The 21,083-nt window shown below is 31.0% G+C and carries 18 protein-coding genes; 17 read left to right on the top strand and 1 reads right to left on the bottom strand.

Annotation, left to right across the window (positions count from 1 at the left end):
- The first annotated feature begins 155 nt into the window (after nt 1–155).
- The 17 genes from J2Z43_RS10880 (at nt 156) to J2Z43_RS10800 (ending at nt 19,892) form a co-directional block, all read left to right on the top strand.
- On the top strand, nt 156–1,661 hold the full coding sequence (locus J2Z43_RS10880; protein ID WP_209457229.1) for a DUF1846 domain-containing protein: 1,506 nt from the start codon (nt 156–158) through the stop codon (nt 1,659–1,661).
- Nucleotides 1,662–1,946: 285 nt separating this feature from the next.
- Complete coding sequence (locus tag J2Z43_RS10875; protein WP_209457228.1) at nt 1,947–3,083, top strand: betaine/proline/choline family ABC transporter ATP-binding protein; 1,137 nt, start codon at nt 1,947–1,949, stop codon at nt 3,081–3,083.
- Entirely contained in the window at nt 3,076–4,629 is a 1,554-nt protein-coding gene (locus J2Z43_RS10870; protein ID WP_209457227.1) for an ABC transporter permease/substrate-binding protein, read from the top strand. Before J2Z43_RS10875 ends, J2Z43_RS10870 begins: the two co-directional genes overlap by 8 nt.
- Before the next feature lie 223 nt (nt 4,630–4,852).
- On the top strand, nt 4,853–5,725 hold the full coding sequence (locus J2Z43_RS10865; protein WP_209457226.1) for a cation diffusion facilitator family transporter: 873 nt from the start codon (nt 4,853–4,855) through the stop codon (nt 5,723–5,725).
- Nucleotides 5,726–5,883: 158 nt separating this feature from the next.
- Nucleotides 5,884–7,131: a hypothetical protein gene (locus J2Z43_RS10860; protein ID WP_234926367.1), complete on the top strand. Its 1,248-nt coding sequence runs from the start codon at nt 5,884–5,886 to the stop codon at nt 7,129–7,131.
- Between the two features lie 23 nt (nt 7,132–7,154).
- Nucleotides 7,155–8,033, top strand: coding sequence for a decaprenyl-phosphate phosphoribosyltransferase (locus tag J2Z43_RS10855; protein ID WP_209457224.1), 879 nt, complete (start codon nt 7,155–7,157; stop codon nt 8,031–8,033).
- 21 nt (nt 8,034–8,054) lie between these two features.
- Nucleotides 8,055–8,681 (top strand): HAD family hydrolase, encoded by a 627-nt coding sequence (locus J2Z43_RS10850; RefSeq protein ID WP_209457223.1) that lies wholly within the window; start codon nt 8,055–8,057, stop codon nt 8,679–8,681.
- 48 nt (nt 8,682–8,729) lie between these two features.
- On the top strand, nt 8,730–10,088 hold the full coding sequence (locus J2Z43_RS10845; protein WP_209457222.1) for an MATE family efflux transporter: 1,359 nt from the start codon (nt 8,730–8,732) through the stop codon (nt 10,086–10,088).
- Nucleotides 10,089–10,179: 91 nt separating this feature from the next.
- Nucleotides 10,180–11,412: a 30S ribosomal protein S1 gene (locus tag J2Z43_RS10840; RefSeq protein WP_209457221.1), complete on the top strand. Its 1,233-nt coding sequence runs from the start codon at nt 10,180–10,182 to the stop codon at nt 11,410–11,412.
- Nucleotides 11,413–11,733: 321 nt separating this feature from the next.
- Nucleotides 11,734–12,453, top strand: a complete 720-nt coding sequence (locus J2Z43_RS10835; RefSeq protein ID WP_209457220.1) for a phosphatase — start codon at nt 11,734–11,736, stop codon at nt 12,451–12,453.
- Nucleotides 12,454–12,486: 33 nt separating this feature from the next.
- Nucleotides 12,487–12,954: a hypothetical protein gene (locus tag J2Z43_RS10830; RefSeq protein ID WP_209457219.1), complete on the top strand. Its 468-nt coding sequence runs from the start codon at nt 12,487–12,489 to the stop codon at nt 12,952–12,954.
- A gap of 18 nt (nt 12,955–12,972) precedes the next feature.
- Nucleotides 12,973–13,476 (top strand): PaaI family thioesterase, encoded by a 504-nt coding sequence (locus J2Z43_RS10825; protein WP_209457218.1) that lies wholly within the window; start codon nt 12,973–12,975, stop codon nt 13,474–13,476.
- Nucleotides 13,477–14,026: 550 nt separating this feature from the next.
- A complete protein-coding gene (locus J2Z43_RS10820; protein ID WP_209457217.1) occupies nt 14,027–15,940 on the top strand; it encodes a YgiQ family radical SAM protein in 1,914 nt (637 codons plus the stop codon).
- Between the two features lie 56 nt (nt 15,941–15,996).
- Entirely contained in the window at nt 15,997–17,025 is a 1,029-nt protein-coding gene (locus J2Z43_RS10815) for an ABC transporter substrate-binding protein (RefSeq protein WP_209457216.1), read from the top strand.
- A gap of 221 nt (nt 17,026–17,246) precedes the next feature.
- Complete coding sequence (locus tag J2Z43_RS10810) at nt 17,247–18,086, top strand: fumarate hydratase (protein ID WP_209457215.1); 840 nt, start codon at nt 17,247–17,249, stop codon at nt 18,084–18,086.
- A 9-nt stretch (nt 18,087–18,095) separates the two neighbouring features.
- Entirely contained in the window at nt 18,096–18,644 is a 549-nt protein-coding gene (locus J2Z43_RS10805; protein WP_209457214.1) for a Fe-S-containing hydro-lyase, read from the top strand.
- Nucleotides 18,645–18,710: 66 nt separating this feature from the next.
- Nucleotides 18,711–19,892 (top strand): NAD(P)-dependent malic enzyme, encoded by a 1,182-nt coding sequence (locus tag J2Z43_RS10800; protein ID WP_209457213.1) that lies wholly within the window; start codon nt 18,711–18,713, stop codon nt 19,890–19,892.
- A gap of 252 nt (nt 19,893–20,144) precedes the next feature.
- Here the strand turns inward: J2Z43_RS10800 and J2Z43_RS10795 are convergent, their stop codons facing one another.
- Entirely contained in the window at nt 20,145–20,987 is an 843-nt protein-coding gene (locus tag J2Z43_RS10795) for a CvfB family protein (RefSeq protein WP_209457212.1), read from the bottom strand.
- Nucleotides 20,988–21,083: the final 96 nt, after the last annotated feature.

Raw genomic sequence — 21,083 nt, 5'->3', positions numbered from 1 at the left:
AATAAAATCAATTTTAAGACTAAAACATTCTTGAAAAATATCTACTAAAAATGTATAATTTAAAGTTGAGTTAAAAAAGTTAAATTAAATATTAATAGATATTTATTGTAACAAGAATATAGATAAAAAACAATTTATTTTAGTGGGGTGTTAAGATGAAAATAGGATTTGACCATGAGAAATATTTACGAGAGCAGTCTAAATATATACTTGAGAGAGTAAATAATTTTGATAAACTCTACTTAGAGTTTGGAGGTAAGCTTACAATGGACCTTCATGCAAAGAGAGTTTTACCTGGATTTGATGAGAATGCTAAGATAAAAGTTTTGCAACACATGAAAGAAAAAGTTGAAGTTGTGGTATGTGTTTATGCAGGAGATATTGAGAGAAACAAAATAAGAGGCGACTTTGGTATAACTTACGACATGGAAGTTTTAAGACTTATTGACGACTTAAAAGGATATGAACTAGATGTAACGAGCGTCGTTATTACAAGATACGATGGTCAACCAGCTACTACTGTTTTTATCAATAAGCTTGAAAATAGAGGTATAAAAGTTTACAAACATTACGCAACAAAAGGATATCCGTCTGATGTAGATATGATAGTAAGCGAATCAGGTTTTGGAGCAAATGAGTATATAGAAACTTATAAACCTATAGTTGTTGTTACAGCTCCAGGTCCAAATAGTGGAAAACTTGGGACATGCCTTAGCCAGTTATATCATGAAAACAAAAGAGGAAATGCAGTTGGATATTCTAAATTTGAAACATTTCCAGTTTGGAATGTACCATTAAAACACCCACTTAATATCGCATATGAAGCGGCGACAGTTGATTTAAAGGATGTAAATATGATAGATTCATTTCATCTTGAAGAATATGGAGAAATGGCAGTAAACTACAACAGAGATCTAGAATTATTCCCTGTTCTTAAAAAAATCATAGAAAAAATAACAGGAGAAGAGTCTATATTCCAATCTCCTACAGATATGGGTGTGAACCGTGTCGGATATGGTATAATTGATGATGAGGTAGTTAAAAAAGCTTCCATTGAAGAGATAATAAGACGTTTCTTTAAAACTGCTTGTGAGTGTAAAAAAGGACAAGTAGATATAGGAGCTCTAGATAGAATGAAGATAATTATGGAGGAACTTAATCTTAAGCCAGAAGATAGAACTGTTGTTACTCCAGCGAGAGAATATAGTAAAAAACTTAAAGAGAAAGCATTAAAGAACGATACTTGTCCTGTTGTAGCTTTAGAGCTAGAAGATGGAAAGATAATTACGGGTAAATCATCGGATCTAATGAATGGTACAGCAGCTGCTGTGTTAAATGCAATTAAGTATTTAGGTGATATATCAGACGATATGCACTTAATATCACCAGTAATACTTGAGCCGATAATAAATCTAAAATCGAATGTTCTTTCAAGTAAAAATGCTTCATTAAGCTGTCAAGAGATACTTATGGCGCTAAGCATTTGTGCTGTAACAAATCCTACTGCACAATTTGCAATGGAAAAACTAGATCAGCTAAAAGGATGCCAAGCTCACTCAACTACAATTTTAAGTCTTGATGATGAACAAACATTTAGAAAACTTGGTGTAGATGTAACTTGTGATCCAGAGTACCAATCACAAAATCTTTACTACAGTTAGTCATTTAATATAAAATTAAAATAACATTTAATATAATAAAATTACACCTATGGAAGTGACGAAAGTTTTAAAGCAGTTACAACTAAAGGTGTTTTTTTGTATAAAAATATATTAATATACATTATTTTTTAAGGAGAAATAGACGTTTTACTACGTAATTAGTATCAGATAAAACAGTTATGTAACCTTTTGGTTTGTTTACACAATTTATTACTTGTGTTATAATTTAATGAAGCAACTTATAAAAAACTTATAAGTTGCTTGTATAATAAGGAGATGAATTATATGATAGAGATTAAAAATGTTACAAAAAAGATAGGTAACAAAACGATATTAAACGATATTTCCCTATCAATAGATACAGGTATGTTAGTTGTCCTTATAGGTTCAAGTGGATGTGGTAAAACAACTACATTAAAGCTTATTAACAAACTTATAAAGCCGACTTCGGGAGATATATATATCAATGACAAGCCGATTTCAAAACAAAATGAAATAGAGTTAAGAAGAAATATTGGCTATGTCATACAAAATACAGGGTTGTTCCCTCATTTAACAATTAAAGAAAACATTGAACTTATTCCAAAACTTAAAAAGGAAAAGTCAACAGAAGAAATAGAGCAAACAACAAATGATCTACTTAAGATGGTTGATTTAGAAAGCGAAGAATACTTAGACAAATACCCTTCAGAATTAAGTGGTGGTCAGCAGCAGAGGATAGGCGTTGTTAGAGCAATAGCCACAGATGCAGATATAATACTAATGGACGAGCCATTTAGTGCATTAGATCCAATAACAAGAACATCGCTTCAAGATGAATTGTTTACACTTCAAGAAGAGCTTAAAAAGACAATAATATTCGTTACTCACGACATGGATGAAGCGCTAAAAATCGCAGATAAAATATGTATAATGAAGGACGGTCAAATTGCTCAATACGACACACCTGAAAACATACTTAGAAACCCAGCAAATGAATTTATAAAAGACTTTATAGGAGAAAATAGACTTTGGGATAATCCAGAGTATATAAAAGCGAGAGACATAATGATCAAAAATCCTATTTCAGTTAAAGGTAACAGAAGAGTTACCCAGGGAATAGAAATAATGAGAACTAGTAAAGTAGACAGTTTACTTATAGTAGATAAAGAAGAGCAACTTAAGGGAATAGTAACAGTAAAAGACATAAAAGCTACTATGGACAAGACAGAGACTTTAAAGGATATAATGTCAAAAGATCCTCTTTATGTAAATGAAGGAGATAGTTTAGTAGAGATACTTGAAGTAATGAACAAAAACTCAATTGGATACATGCCAGTAGTATCTTCAGAAGGAAGATTGGTTGGGCTTATAACTAGAAGTAGTTTACTTTCAGTATTAAGTGAACAGTTCCTTGAGATGGAGGTGAGCATACTTGGATAGTTTCTTTAATTTCGTACTTCAACAAAAAGGAAAGATAATAGACTTACTAGTACAACACGTTAGTTTAACAGCCACAGCAATCATAATAGCTATATTAGTAGGGGTTCCACTTGGGATTTTGATATCTAGAACTCCGAAACTTAGAAAAATAATACTAGGTTTTGTAAACTTGGTACAAGCAGTACCATCGATGGCACTGCTTGGATTGCTAGTGCCAATACTAGGAATAGGAAGTAAGCCAGCAATATTTACAGTTGTAATCTACTCGCTACTACCAATAGTAAAAAATACCTACATAGGAATAACGAGTATCGACCCAGTAGTTCTAGAATCAGCAAAAGGAATGGGGCTTACAAGAAACCAGACGCTATTTAAAATACAATTTCCACTAGCTCTTCCAATAATAATGGGAGGGGTTAGAATATCTGCAGTTACAGCAGTAGGACTTATGACGCTTGCAGCCTTCATAGGAGCTGGAGGGCTTGGTTATTTAGTATTCTCTGGGGTTCAAACAGTAAACAACAACATGATACTAGCAGGGGCTATACCTTCATGTATACTAGCTCTTTTAGTAGACTATATATTCTCACAAATAGAAATAGCAGTAACACCTAGAGGGTTAGATTTACAAAGAGGTGAAAAGAACTTTATCGGATTAAAAGTAGTAAGTGCAATATTAATAGTGACAATAATATTTACAGCAGTAGTACCGGCATTTTCAGGGAAGAAAGAAACAATAACAGTAGGATCTAAGAACTACACTGAACAATTAGTTTTAGGAAATATGTATGCAGACTTAATTGAAGAGCATACAGATCTGAATGTAGAGAGAAAATTAAACCTAGGCGGAGCATCAGTAACATTTAACGCATTGGACAGTGGGGAATTAGACATGTACGTTGACTATACAGGAGTACTTTTATTAAATGTAATGAAACACGACATGGTAAGAGATCCAGATAAAGCGTACAATACAGTAAAATCAACAATGGAAAAAGAACATCAGCTGACATTACTAGATCCAATTGGATTTAACAACACATGGACACTTGCAATGAAACCAGAGTTAGCAGATAAATACGGAATAAAAACAATGTCAGATTTAAGCAAGTACAGCAAAGACTTAATCTTATCATGTACACTAGAATTCGAAAACAGAGAAGACGCATATGTAGGATTATCAAAACTATACAACATGAACTTTAAAGATGTAAAAGCAGTTGACGGAAGTCTAAGATACTCAGCAGTGGATAAAAATGAAGCACAAGTTATAGATGCAAACTCAACAGAAGGACTAGTTAAAAAATACAAACTAAAAATACTTGATGACGACAAAGGATTCTTCCCACCATACTATGCAGCACCAATAGTAAGAGAAGATACCCTAGAAAAATATCCAGAGCTTAAAAAAGTATTGAATATGTTATCAGACAGAATAAGCCAAGAAAAAATGATGGAGCTTAACTACCAAGTAGATGAAGAAGGCAAATCACCAGAGGATGTAGCACACAACTTCCTAGTCCAAGAAGGATTAATTAGTAAATAAAAGGTTTAAATAAAATATAAATAAAAGGATGCGACGACATTGACAGTGGTCGTGAAGTACATGTTAGACATAGAGCGTCTAAAAATGTACTACACAACCACTATCAACATCATAGCATCCTTTTTTAGGATTACATAAAAACCAGTAACCAATGGGTGAGTAAATGAATATATTAGAGTATAAATACAAATCCGTCTAAATACAAAACGAGGGGGAAACAAAGATGGTATCAGATAATTATAAAAAAGTTAATCAAGTTCTTTCAATAATTCTATTTGCAAACCTCGGTGTAGCGCTGATAAAAATAATCGTAGGTAGCTCTGTTAAAAGTGCAAGTATGACAGCCGATGGATTTCACTCTCTCTCAGATGGTACTTCTAATATTATCGGACTTATAGCTATATTTTTTGCATCTAAACCAAAGGATGAGAGCCACCCGTATGGACACAAGAAAATTGAGGCTATAGCAAGTTTAATTATAGGAATAATGCTTTTATTCATTGCTATTAAAATTATACTTACGGCATTTTATAATCTGCAAAATCCTGTAGAATTATCTATTAATGCTCTGAGTTTAATCGTTATGGTTGTAACTCTGGCTATAAATATATTTGTATCTACATATGAGTATAGAGTTGGTAAAGAGCTAAATAGCCAGATATTGATGTCAGACTCAATACATACGAAAAGTGACATATTTATTTCTATTGGAGTTTTATTCACGCTTTTAGGGGTCAGATTAGGCCTTCCTTCAATAGTTGATCCTATCGTATCACTTGCGGTGTCAGGGTTTATTATAAACTCATCGTATGAGGTTCTAAAGTCTTCTATTGGTATTTTGATAGATAGAGCAGCTGTAGATAAAAGTATGATAAAAGAGCTTGTATTTGAGTTTAATGAGGTCAAAGATGTTCATAATATAAGAAGTAGGGGAAGTAAAAACGACTTGCATATTGATATGCATATAATGGTAGAGCCGTTCATTAGTGTAGAAGAGTCACATAAATTAGCACATAGAATAGAGAAAGAAATAAAAACTGAGATAAATACAAATACTCAGGTTATTGTTCATATTGAACCTTTTTATAAGCTTTAGAAATTATAAAATTTATTTTATTAGCAAACAAATCAAGTAGAATGAATCTCTCTATAAAGGGACTTATTCTACTTATTTTATTGCTAAAGCATAGCTAAATAAGTGGAAGTTTGATATAGTAAAGAATAGAAAATTAAATGTTTAGGAGTGATAAAATTTTGGAAAAAAACTCTGGACTTATAAGTTATGCAAAAAAATATAAGAGTGAATTTATTTTATTTGTAATATGTGTGGCATTTTATCTTACTGTGACTTTAATATTTTTTAAAGAAACGACAATTTTTTATGAACTAAATAATAATTATGATGTTGTACTCGATACAGATACAGGTGTACTTATAAATTGGAATACTTTTGTTACATCTACTGATAATGGGAAACATTTTTTGTTTTCAGCTATTGTATCAATATTTTGTTATCCAGCATACGAATTAAGCTTATGGATGTCAAATATTGGTCTATTTGATTTTAAGACAATTTATGGTTTTTCACTAATATTTGTACAGATCCTCATAAGCTCTACATCTATTGTTATGGTGTTCAATCATATAAGAAAATTGAAACTTCAGAGAATAACAACAGTATTGATTATGTCAATAATGATGGTTTCGTTTCCACAGATGCTGATGACTATTAATGTAGAGAGATTTATTTATGCTCAGTTATCATTAGTCTTATTTATGATGTTGTCTGAGAAATTTAAAGATAAAGATTCGTATATTGTGGATATTGCAGCAATACCTTTGCTTGGAATAACAATTACAAATGTATATTTATATTTATTTGATTTAATTTTAAAATATAAATTTAAAGTAAAAAAGATGTTAAAACATATAGGAGTATTTATATTTTCAGCTTATATTATCACAGTTTCTACTAGATCTTATGAATCTTTCTTTACTCTTGCTCAAACGGCACAAAGTGATACTAAATTTTTAGCAAGTATTCCCATATTAGAAAAATTATCGATGATAGTTAATAGGCTATTATGCCCAGTGTTATTTTTCCCAGCCGCAAAATTTGATAAAGGAATGCTTTTACAAAATGGAAGTGTGAATAAAATATATGTAATTCTAATTTTATTGATATTATGCTTTTGTATACTTACATTACTAGATAATTTGGATAGAAAAATAGTACAACTTTCTTTTGGAGTATTAATTACAAATATAGTTTTGCACGGCATCATAGGATATAATTTATTGAATGCAAGTATTATGACGATACAATTTAGTTTTGCAGTGATAATCCTGCTATCTTATTTCACAAAATCATTAAAGGAAAAAGAAAAAGTTGTGTATAATATTTTTTTAGGAATAGTACTTTTAGCAATAATTATAAGTAATATAATTGGTTTTAAAGAGATATTCGAAATAGGGGTTAAATATTATCCATTTATAAGATAAGTATACGAGGGGGGATTATTAGAATGAATGATTCATGTGTTAATAAAACAAGTTTACTCGGTAAGTATATAAAATTAATGAGACCAGAACAGTATATAAAAAATTTATTTGTATTTGCAGCTATAATATTTTCAAATAATATTTTAGATGTACAGCTTATACTTCCAAATATTTTAGCGTTTATATCGTTCTGTATTTTATCGTCATCTGTCTATGTATTAAATGATATAGCTGATGTTGAAAAAGATAGGGAACATCCTAAAAAGCGTAATAGACCTTTAGCAAGTGGAGACATCAAGATAGGAAACGCAGCTGTTTTAGGTGTTTTATTGTGTCTAATAGCATTATTTACTGCTTACTCTGTAAATATAAAACTATTGATTGTTTTGGCATTATACTTAATAAATAATTTATTTTACTCTTTTGTATTAAAACATGTAGTGATATTAGATGTATTTTCTATTGCATTTGGATTTTTATTTAGAGTCCTCGCAGGTAGTGTGGCAATTGGGGTTAGTGTTTCTAATTGGATAATTTTATGTACATTCTTTTTATCATTATATCTTGCATTAGGAAAAAGAAAAAGCGAGATTGAATATTTAAAAGGACGAGCATCACAACACAGAAAGATACTTGAAGAATACAGTGTTGAAAATATAAACCAAATGATGACTGTTATAATGAGTAGTATTATAGTGTCATATGCACTTTATTCAACTAGCGATCCTACAAAGACATTAATGATATTTACTACAATATTTGTAGTTTATGGTGTATTTAGATACAACTATATTTTAGAAAAGGTTGATGATGGAAATCCGACTACTATTGTACTTAGTGATAGAGGGATTCAAATAACTGTTTTTTTGTGGGTTGTTTCATGTATAATTATACAATTTTAGATAGATATGAGGAATTTTGTCATGAAAAAGAAAATATTATTGTTGGATATTGACTATACTGTTATACATACAGACAGTATGAGAGAATTTTTTATTTACGCAATTAAAAAAAAACCGGTTAAACTTATCTTAAACTTACCATATGTCTTTTCAGTATTAATTATGTATATTCTAAGATTGACTTCAATAGAAAGAGCAAAGGAAGCTATTTATTATGCAATCAAGTACTTTGAAGAGGATGAGTTAAAGGAGTTTTTTGAGCAAAAATTAATTCCTAAAATAAATACTTGTATGAAAAAATTGATATTAGATTATAAAAAAAATGGAGTCCCTGTCATAATGATAACCGCATCTCCGTATGCTTATATGAAGTACTTTGAAAGTTATGATATGGCAGATAAGGTAATTGGGACCGAGTTAGAGTGTATAGGATCAAAATATCAAAATAAAATAGTAGGAAAAAATTGTAAAAAAAGTGAAAAAGTGAAGAGATTAAATGAATACTTAGAAGAGGAATCTTTTCAAATAGATTATGAAAATTCATATGCTTTTTCTGATTCAAAAAGCGATTTAGATATGCTTAGCCTTGTAAAAAATGCTTATTATGTAAACAAACGCAATGGAGAAATTAAAGAAAAAGTAAATTAGATATTATAATAAAAATTAAATATAATTAGAGGTATTTGGAGGGATTGGATGAATAACAGAGGTTCGAATCTGGGAAAAGAAAAAATATCCAAACTTCTTTTTAAATTGGCTACTCCAGCTATTATCGCCCAACTTGTAAATGTCTTATACAACATAGTTGATAGGATTTTTATTGGCAGAATGGTAGATGGTGGGATAGCTATGGCTGGGGTAGGAGTGTCTTTTCCAATAATCCTTATAATATCAGCTTTCAGTGCACTTGTAGGTATGGGTGGTGGACCTCTAGCTGCTATTAAAATGGGAGAAAAAGATAACGATGGTGCAGAGAAGATAATGAGCAACAGTTTTTCTATACTCATATTAGTATCTATAGTGTTAATCGTGGTGTTTCAGCTTAATAAAGAACATTTACTATGGCTATTTGGGGCAAGTGAAGCAACCATTGGGTATGCTAGTGATTATTTAGGTATATACCTTTGGGGTTCTTTATTTGTTCTTATTTCTATGGGAATGAATCCATTTATAAATACTCAGGGATTTGCTACAACTGGTATGGTTACAGTTGTAATAGGAGCAATTATTAATATTATATTAGACCCTATATTTATATTTGGATTAGGAATGGGTGTAAAAGGGGCAGCTTTTGCTACTATCATTGCGCAAGGTGTATCAGCGCTTTGGGTTCTTTTGTTTTTGTTTGGTAAGAGGAGTATTATAAAAATCAGATCTAAGTACTTTAAACCAAATAAAGCAGTTGTGATAGGAATTATGGCACTTGGAGTATCGCCATTTATAATGCAAGCAACAGAAAGTTTAGTGTTAGTATCTTTAAATAGTAGACTGCAATTATTTGGTGGAGATCTGGCAGTAGGTGCAATGACTATAATGAGCAGTATAATGCAGATAGTAATGCTTCCAATTGTTGGACTTATGCAAGGAGCGCAACCTATAATCAGTTATAATTACGGTGCAAAACAGTTTGACAGAGTGAAATCTACATTTAAACTATCTATAATAGTATGCTTTTCTTTTGCTTTAATTATGTGGTTGGCTCTAATGACATTCCCCCAAGTTTTTGTCGGAATTTTTAACAATGACGTTGATCTAGTAAATATAACTAGTTGGAGTTTGAGAATTTACTTTGCAGGTATTATGACTATAGGAGTTCAGATTTCATGTCAACAGACATTTTTAGCTTTAGGAAAATCAAAAATATCATTTTTAATGGCTATACTCAGAAAAATAGTACTTTTGGTTCCACTTATATTTATACTTCCAGGCTTTATGGAAAATAAATTATTTGCAGTGCTTTTAGCGGAACCAATAGCTGATATAATAGCTGCTACAGTAACATTTACATGTTTTATAGTTTTTTATAAAAAAACTTTATCAAAAATTGATGAATAATATAAATTGATCTAAGAAATTTATATGTATTTCATATATTAATGGTATAATATTTACATATGCTTATTAAATTAAAGAAAGGATGTAGAATATGGATCAAGAACTGACGATGGAAGAGTTACTTGCACAACAAGAGCAAGAGCTAGATAAAGTAAAAGTAGGGGAAATAATAACAGGAAAAATAAACAACATTTCAAATGATGGTGTTCAATTAGATTTAGGAAATGGTTTTGATGGAATTATATCATTGGATGAATTAAATATAAAAAGAGGAACATTTCCAAGCGATTTATTTAATGTTGGAGACGAAATAAGTGCAGTAATAACAAAGGTATCACAAAAAGATGGAACAATTAAACTTTCAAAATTACAAGCTGATAAAAAAGCTGATTTAGGGGAAATACAAAAAGCTTTTGACGAACACAGAATAATAACTGTAGATGTAGAAAAAAGTATTGAAAAAGGCGTATTTGCTGCGTTTAAAGCGTACACTTTATTTATACCTATATCACAATTAGATACTAAATTTGTAACAGACACATCAAAATATATAGGTAAAAATTTAGAAGTTTATATAAAAGAGTTAGATATCAAGAAGAATAGACTTGTTGCTTCTCATAGAGACGTTTTACAAGAGAGACTTGATAAAGAAAGAGCAGAGAGAAGAATGCAAATTAAAGAGGAAAGAGATGCTGAAAGAGCTAGAATCAAACAAGCTAAAGAAGATCTGTTCAATTCCCTTGAAGTTGGCCAAAAGAAAGACGGTAAAGTTACAAAGATAATGTCTTACGGTGCATTTGTAGATATCGGCGGCGTTGAAGGGCTAGCTCATATTAAAAACTTAGCTTGGACTAGAGTAGATTCTGTTGAAGATGTACTTTCTGAAGGTCAAGAGGTTGAAGTATTTGTATTAGATATAGACAAAGAAACTAAAAAAATTGCTTTAGCATTAAAAGATATAAATAACGATCCTTGGGATCTTATAGCTAAAGAAGTTAGTGTTGGCGATATAATTGATGTTAAAGTTTTAAGAATAATAGAAAATGCTGCATTTGTTCAAGTTACAGAGGGTGTAGATGCGTATTTACCTATATCTGAACTTAGTGATGAAAGAGTAGCTAAGATTACTAATATAGTAAATGTAGATGATGAAATAAAAGTAAAAGTACTAGAGTTTAAGCCAAAGAACAAGAGAATGTTGGTTTCAATTAAAGAAGCTAATAGAGAGCCAGAAGAAGATATCTCTGGATTTTTAGAGGTAGAGGATTCTTTGGGTAGTATAGGCGATTTGTTTAAAGATAAATTTAAAGATTTAGAAATATAAATGCTGTATCAAGTCAGATTGGCTTGTTAGGCATGATCCAAGGTAACACTTTCGTTACGAATTTAATTGTAACTCATCTAGTAAATCAATTTGATTTACTAGGAAAGCCTTGGGATGAGTTTGAAAAAATAGCTGTCTCTATTTTGAGGCAGCTCATTTTAATTGATAATAATATATGAAATTATATTACTTTGAGTTAATATATTATTTAGGAGATTGGATGATTTATTTTATATCGATTAACTAATTGTATGTATTAATTGATTTAATTTGATTAACAATATAATATTGATCACAATAGAAGGATTTAAGGAGGATGACATGGCAAAACCTATTTTAGATTTGCATTGCCATACTGTTGAGAGTGGACATGCTTATAGTACTGTTAAGGAAAATATAGAAATTGCATCTAGTAAGGGGATAAAGTTCCTTGGTGTTTCGGATCATGCACCTGATATGCCTGGAGGTGGGCATCCATTTTATTTTCAAAATATGTATGTTATACCTAGGGAAGTAAATGGTGTTAAGGTACTTAGAGGAATTGAAGCCAATATTATAAATTTTGATGGCGATATAGATGTGAGCGATGATATAGCAATAGGTGCGGATTATATAATCGCCAGCTTTCACATGCCTTGTATTTCTCCAGGTGATATTAAACAAAATACAAAATCTATTTTAAAAGTTATGGATCATGAAAAAATTAAAATAATAGGTCACCCTGATGATAGTCAGTTTCCTATTGATTACAAAGAGATAGTTAAATATGCTAAGGAGAAAAATGTTTTACTCGAAGTAAATAACTCTTCTATGAACCCGAATTCTTATAGACAAAGAGCTAGAGAAAATGGAGTTGTAATGCTTGAGTTGTGTAAAGAGTATGGAACTAGGATAATTCTTGGAAGTGATGCACATATTTGCTATTCTGTAGGAGATTTTTCAAATGCTTTAGATATATTAAAGGAAGTAGATTTTCCAGATGAATTGGTTATAAATTACAACGAAGATGAGATAATTAAGTTCTTTGGTGTAGATTTCTAGATAATTATAAATTTAGTATTAGGAGTGAATACTTTGGGGAAAAATAAATTTTTGCATATAAAGCATTCAGATAGAGGGTATTTTAGAAAAGCGACTATTATCAGTATGATCACATCAATAGCTACATTGGGATTAGCTTTTCTAGCTTACGATTACAGTAAAATGTTGTATTTTTCACTGATTTTACTTGCAGTATTTGCATTTAGACAGGGACGTGAATTTACAAATAAATATCAGAGGGAAGTTTATCTGTCTATAGATAACTATTCAATCGATATTAATAATAAATTTACATTTTTGACAGGACAAAAAAGAAACGTAAGAATAAGTTTTTGGGATATTAAAGATGTTATTCTAAACGATAGAAAGATTGAAATCATAACAGATAAAGGAAAATCAAAAATTTTTCTAAATGCTATTGATGCTGAAAATGAAAGTAAACTGTTGAGTAAACTTAGTAAAAGATTTAAGATAACTACAGAAGAATTAGGTGTAGAGTAGTTAAAGGAGGGATGAACTTTGAAGTATAAAGTATTGAAAAAACAAAATGTTTCAAAATCTTGCATAGTTTGTGGTGTTAAAAATGACCTTGGATTAAAAACAGGATTTTATGAATTAGAAAATGGAGAGCTTGTATCAATTTGCAAGACTAAAGATTGGCATCAAAGTTATCCAGGGAGACTTCATGGAGGAATGACTGCAGCTTTATTAGATGAAACTATAGGAAGAGCTGTAAGCATCAATGACGATCAGATTTGGGGCGTAACTGTCTCTTTAGAGGTAAAGTATAAAAAACCAGTGCCATTGGATGAAACAATAAAAGTAGTTGGCAGAATAACTAAAGAAAATAGAAAGCTATTTGAAGGTACAGGTGAGGTAATTCTTCCGAATGGAGAAATAGCTGCAACTGCACATGGCAAGTATATGAAGATGCCTATAGGCCAAATTTCTGATGCAGAACTTGATGAAGAAGAATGGATAAGTGTTGAAGATGATGAAAAGGTTGAGTACATAGAACTTTAGAGGTGTTTAAGACTATAAAAAATTCGAAAATATTTATTCACATCAAAAAATGGTATTTCACAACATTTTGTATCCTTTTTGTGGATAATGTTATATTCTAGTTTTAAAAATAAATGGCATTTAAAACTTAGTTATATAAATATTGGCGGATGTTTATATAATCAATTATAGGTTAAACCGCGTTCTAAAGTTTTGAAAAATTATATGTTTACTAAAAAAATATGATTAGATAAAATATGGCGAGTTTTATCTAATCATATTTTTATTTATAAAATTTTTGTTAAATATTTTGTGAATATAAATATTGCTTTATGATAATTTTATATATAGGATATAGTATTTAGAATTAACACAGCTATACATTTAATTTATTGATATATTTTTATCTAGAATTGGCAAGTTTAAGATCAAAGATAAAACTTTGTTTAGGAAAGAAAGTTTGATATACTATGTAATAAGGATTAATTAACGTGGAATTTACTGTAAAAATTCAGATAATTTATAAATTATTTAATATAGAAATGCTTTTTTATTGTAAGCAGGAGGAACGATGGAAAATAAATTTTTACCAATAAGTATTCAAGATATGATTGATAGAAGTTGGGATGAACTTGATTTTGTTCTAGTTACGGGTGATGCTTATGTAGATCATCACAGCTTTGGAACTGCAATTATATCAAGAGTGCTAGAAAAAAGTGGCTATAAGGTTGGAATTATTGCTCAACCTAGTTGGAAATCAGTTGACGATTTTAAAAGACTTGGTAAACCAAGACTAGGATTTTTAGTTAACAGTGGAAATATGGATTCAATGGTCAATCATTATTCAGTAAGCAAAAAGCGTAGACAAAAGGACTTGTACTCACCAGGTGGCGAGATGGGACATAGGCCCGATTTAGCTACTATAGTATACTGTAACAAAATAAGAGAGGCGTATGGAGATGTTCCAATTATAATAGGTGGAATTGAGGCTAGCCTTAGAAGATTTGCTCATTACGATTACTGGGGAGATAGAGTTAGAAAATCTATGCTTATTGACAGTGGTGCAGATGTACTTGTATACGGAATGAGTGAGAAACAAATAGTAGAGGTAGCAAACGCTTTAAATGATGGATATGATAGAAAATACATCAGACATGTAGATGGAACATGTTATATAGCTGATAGTTTGGATGAGATATACGATGACTATGTATTGATCCCATCGTATAAAGATGTATGTCAAGATAAGAAAAAATACGCAGAAGCGTTTAAAATTCAATATGATGAGCAAGATCCTTTTAGAGGAAAAGTAATGGTTCAGGAGCACGCAGGTAAATTTTTAGTTCAAAATAAACCTGAAAAGCCATTAACTAGAGAAGAATTGGATGAAGTATATTCGCTTCCATATGCAAATACATATCATCCAACATACGAGAAGTCAGGAGGTATACCTGCTATACAAGAAGTTAAATTTAGTATAGTTAGTTCAAGAGGATGTTTTGGAAGTTGCTCGTTTTGTGCAATTACTTTCCACCAAGGGAGAGCAGTACAAAGTAGGAGTGAAGAGTCTATAGTGGATGAGGCTATCCAAATAACTCAACTTCCAGACTTTAAAGGATATATACATGATATAGGTGGGCCTACAGCAAATTTTAGAAGTCCTGCTTGTAAAAAACAGATAACAAAAGGAGCTTGTAAAGATAGACAGTGCCTTTACCCATCTCCTTGTAAAAATATGGATGTGGACCACACAGATTATTTACAAGTTTTAAATAGAGTCAGAAACTTGCCGAATATAAAAAAAGTATTTGTTCGATCTGGTATCAGATACGACTATGTTATGGCAGATAAGAGTGATAAGTTTTTGAAGGAATTGATAGAGCACCATGTAAGTGGGCAATTGAAAGTAGCACCAGAGCATATATCAGAAAATGTACTGGATTATATGCAAAAGCCTGCTGGAAAAACTTATTCAAAATTTAGTAAAAAATTCTTTGAAATAAATGAGAAAATAGGTAAAAAACAGTTTTTAGTTCCTTACCTGATGTCTAGTCATCCAGGAGCTACATTAGAAGATGCTATAGAACTTGCTGAATATTTAAGAGACATACACTATCAACCTGAGCAAGTACAGGATTTTTATCCTACACCAGGTACACTATCGACTACGATGTTTTATACTGGGCTTAACCCAATAACTATGAAAGAAGTTTATATTCCAAAGAGTAAAACAGAAAAAGCAATGCAAAGAGCTCTTCTTCAATACAGAGCCCCAAGAAATTATGAATTGGTTCGTGCGGCTTTAATTCAAGCCGGCAGAGAAGATTTAATCGGATTTGGGCCTAGGTGTTTAATTAAACCATCAAATTATAAAAACGGTGCGTTTAGAAATAAAGATAATAGAACAAGTAGCTATAAAACTACTAATGCTAAGACACAAAAAAATAATAAAGTGCCTAAGACAGCTAGGAAAAAGAGACATTAAATATTTTTATTTAATAAACATATATAATTAAACTTAGAGATTGAGGGGGAAAGGAATTGAAAAGGGTAATATATATACTGCTACTGGCTATATTAATTATAAGTATAGTGATAGGATGTAGTAAAAGTGACGAGGTTGAAAAATCAGCAGAAGATAGAACATCCGTAGTCAGAGAGGTAAAAGTAGCAACATTAGATGGTTTGCCAACTGTTTCTGTCGCAAAACTCTACAATGAAACGCCAAAAATTAAAGAAGGATATGAGACTAGATATATTATCAATGATGATAAGGAAGAACTGCTTAACTCCCTTTTAGAATTTAATGTCGATATAGCTATTGTGACGCCTGATATAGCTGCAAGGGCATATAATCAAAATGGAAAATATAAGATAATGGGTACAATAGGAATGAACCCATACTATTTTGTATCAAATGAAGAGGGTGTAAATAGCATATCTGATTTAAAAAATAAAGAAGTGGTTAATGTTACTTATGGTGATGCAAATGATGATGTTATTCAGATTACTTTAAATGAAAGTGGTGTAAATTCTGATGATATTGAAATGAAAACCATAAATATTATGGACTATTATGAATCAGAGCCAAATATGATATCAGAGATAGAAGCAAATAAACCTATAAATGCTTTTGTCCCAGAACCAGTATTGACAACCCTTTTAAATGATAATCCAGAACGAAATATTAGAGTTGTAAAAGGAATTAATGATTCTTGGAAAGAAAACTATGCTAATTCTAAAGGTTGTCCACAGTATACAATAGTTGTAAGAGATGACTTTTTAAATACAAATAACGATTTTGTAAACTCATTTGTAGGTCAAGTATCTACTAGTACAGATTGGGCAATTAAAAATCCTGAAGATACTAATAAATATATCAAAGAGATGGATGTTTCCCCGAAACTTAGAATAAGCAAAGAAACACTTGATAGATCTAATTTAAAATATACGCCAATTAATAATACAATAGCCGACTATAATAATTACTATAAAAAGGTTTTTAGTTTATCGAATAAATTAGAGGATGAGAGAGTCCCAGATGACTCGATATACTACATAGGAGATTAAAATATAAAATTTTGGGGTCATCTTGAAGACAATATTGCTTAAAGGTGACCTTTTTTTTATTGCTTCATTTGATTACATATATGGAGTAAATAGCAGTAAATCGTTTGAAGCTAGATGTCTAAGTTTGAATTTTGAGATAAAAGGTTGAGAAGTTCGCGTATAAATGATAAAATATAGGTGTTAATACGAATATTCTATAAGAAACATAGGAGGTAAGTTCGTTGAAGAAAATTAGTTCGGATAAAATAGTAGATGCGGTAAAGAAGTTGTGTATAGAAGGTAATCTCTACCTAGGAAAAGATGTAATCAATTCTTTTGAAGAAAACCTAAAGGTAGAAAAAAGTGATGCAGGAAAGAATATCTTGAATATATTGATAGAAAATGCTAATATTGCTAAAGAAAAAAGCATACCTATCTGCCAAGATACTGGTATGGCAGTTTTTTTTGTGGAAATTGGCCAAGAGGTATTGGTTGAAGGCGACACGCTTTCTGAAGCAATAAATGAAGGAGTTAGAAGAGGATATACAGAAGGTTACCTAAGAAAGTCTGTAGTTAGCCCTATTGAAAGAATTAACACAAAGGATAATACTCCAGCCATCATTTACTATGAAATGGTAAAAGGCGACAAGCTTAAAATTGAATTTGCTGCAAAAGGTTTTGGAAGCGAAAACATGAGTAAAATGAAAATGCTAAAGCCTTCAGATGGATTGGAAGGAGTAAAGAAATTTATATTAGGTACAGTTTCAGAAGCTGGTCCTAATCCATGCCCACCTATGGTTGTTGGCGTAGGAATAGGCGGTACTGTAGACAAGTGTGCGCAGATTGCAAAAAAGTCTTTGTTTAGAGAAATAGGAAAAAGAAATGAAGATAGTAAGATAGCTAATCTAGAAAATGAACTATTAGAGTCTATCAACAAACTAGGAATAGGGCCACAAGGTTTGGGGGGAACTACAACAGCATTAGATATACATATAGAAACATTTCCAACTCATATAGCTGGTCTACCTGTTGTAGTAAACATCAACTGTCATGCGTCTAGACATAAAGAGATTGTATTGTAGGAGGATAATATGATAAATATTAATATGCCCGTAACTATAAATGATATTGAAAAACTAAACTGTGGAGATACAGTTTGTATAACAGGAACACTTTATACAGCAAGAGATGCAGCACATAAAAGGTTGATAAATTGTATAGAAAAAGGTATTGATCTTCCTTTTGATGTAAATGGACAGGGAATATACTATGTGGGTCCTTCTCCAGCAAAACCAGGTGAAGTAATAGGGGCTGCTGGGCCAACTACAAGCTATAGGATGGACGACTTAACAGTTCCTTTATTAGAAAAGGGATTAAGAGTAATGATAGGTAAAGGTAAGAGAAATGACACAGTTATTGAAGGAATGAAAAAATACGGTGCAGTATATCTTGCAGCTATAGGTGGAGCTGGAGCGTATATATCGAATTCAATAAAAGAATGTGAAGTAATTGCTTACGATGATTTAGGTGCAGAGGCGATTAGAAAAATAGAAGTTAAAGATCTACAACTTGTAGTTGCAATAGATTGTAGAGGCAATAATATATATGAAATAGGAAGAGAAAAGTTTAAAACAATATAAAAAAGATTACTATATATATGATATAGATATATAAAACTAGAACAATCAAAATTCGGGAGGATTATAATGTCTAAAAACTATTCAGAGATGGCGCTTAAGATGCACGAGGAATGTAATGGAAAACTAGGGTTAGAATGTAAGGTACCGGTCGAGAGTATGGAAGATTTATCAGTAGCCTATACACCGGGAGTAGCGGAACCATGTGTAAGAATACATGAAAATAAAGATGATGTATACAAATATACTTCTAAAGGAAAATTAGTAGCTGTTGTAAGTGATGGAAGCGCTGTTTTAGGGCTTGGAGATATAGGAGCTGAAGCATCGATACCAGTTATGGAAGGAAAATCGATACTTTTTAAAAAGTTTGGAGACATTGATGCTTTCCCAATATGTTTAAGCACAAATGATGTGGATGAAATAGTACATACAGTTAAGCTTATGGAGCCAGTATTTGGAGGTATAAACCTTGAAGACATATCTTCTCCTAGATGTTTTGAAATTGAGGATAAGCTTAAAAAGTGTTTAGATATACCAGTATTTCACGACGATCAACATGGTACAGCTATAGTTGTAGCCGCAGCTATAATAAATGCAATAAAATTAATTGAAGACAAAAACATAGAAGATCTAGAAATAGTAATTAACGGATCTGGGGCAGCAGGTATTGCTATTGCTAAGATATTACTTGGAATGAACGTAAAAAATATAATTTTATGTAATAGAAGCGGTGCGATCGAAGCAACTATGGATAGATTAAACTGGGCTCAAAGAGAAATGCTAGATATTACCAACAAAAGAAATGAAGCAGGAAATCTTAAAGATGTAATAAAAGGAAAAGATGTGTTTATAGGAGTTTCAGCTGCTAAAATACTTACAAAAGAAATGGTAGAAAGTATGAACCATAAGCCGATAATACTTGCAATGGCAAATCCAGTTCCAGAAATTCTTCCAGAAGAAGCAAAAGAAGCAGGAGCATTTGTAATGGGAACAGGCCGCTCAGATTTTCCTAACCAAGTTAATAATGTACTTGCATTCCCTGGAATATTCAGAGGAGCGCTAGATGTAAGAGCTAGTGAAATAAATGAAGAAATGAAGATAGCTGCAGCTCATGCAATAGCAAATACTATTACAGACGCAGAGATATCTGTTGATTATATACTTCCAGATGTGTTCAATAAAAACGTAACGAAAAATGTTATAGAAGCAGTAAAAGAAGCAGCTATCAAAACTGGTGTAAATAGAATATAATAAGATTTAATATAGAATGAATCTCATCAAAATAAGGAAATTGAGAATATAATCTCAATTTCCTTATTTTTTTAATGTATAGTTTCTTTATTAAGAGCCCATTTGGACATTGTAAAAATCAACATATACATAAATAAAAACAGAAATAGAACTGGTAATATTTTGCTATGTTTTTAATCTAGTAAGTTATAAAGAATATAGAATAGAGAATAAAAAAGGAATACCATTTCTGGTATTCCACTTATAGTTAAATTATTTTAAAGTAGTTCCACCTTCGTCTTGTGTAATTAAATCTTTTTTCATTAGCCCTCCAAGAGCCCTTTTAAAGTTCTTTTTACTGGAATTAAATAGAATAGATATATCTTTAGGATCTGATTTATCGTTAAATCTCATAAAGCCATCAGAACCTTCTAAATAACTGAGAATTTTCTTTTCAAGATCATCAAGCTCATCTTTTCTCTCCTGTCTAGGCGTAAGTCCTAGTTTTCCATCTTCATAAATTTTTATAACCCTTAGATCCTTTAATACGTCTCCTTCTTTTAATTCATTGTAATACTCATTGTGGAGAATAACGGCTGCATATTTGTGGTCTACACAAATCATAGCAGAGTTATTAGTTTGAAATCCGTACACTATACCATTTACAATATCTCCAACTTTATACTCGTGATCAGTATCTAGATGTAGGTCAATATCAGTTGTAGCAGCAATTCTCTCACTTTTATCTAAGTATATATAAAATAGATACTTTTCATCTCTAAAAATAGTATAAGTTTTTTCTTTAAAAGGAACGAGTATATCTTTAGTAAGTCCAATATCTACAAAACTTCCTATTTCTGTATTATCTACAACTTTTAAGTAAGCTACATCTCCTACTTTTGCAATTGGGGGAATAAGAGTAGCAGCAATTCTATCATCAGAATCCTTAAATATAAAAGCGTCCACTTCATCCCCTATATCTACCTTGTTCTCTCCAAGCAATCTATTATGAAGAAGAATATCATCTTTTGTGTTATTAGTCATACCATCTAAAAAATAACCAAATTCAGTTTTTCTCTTAACTTCTAGTTTATTGTAATTTCCTATTTCTATCAAATAATTCACCTCTTAATATATTATCTTCTTATCTTATAATAACATACAGGATTAAGTAATAATATACAAAAAATTGGTAGTTGCCATAAAATTGCC

Source organism: Metaclostridioides mangenotii, from assembly GCF_017873185.1.
Taxonomy (GTDB): Bacteria; Bacillota; Clostridia; order Peptostreptococcales; family Peptostreptococcaceae; genus Metaclostridioides; species Metaclostridioides mangenotii.
This window is presented reverse-complemented; position numbering and strand designations above follow the sequence as displayed.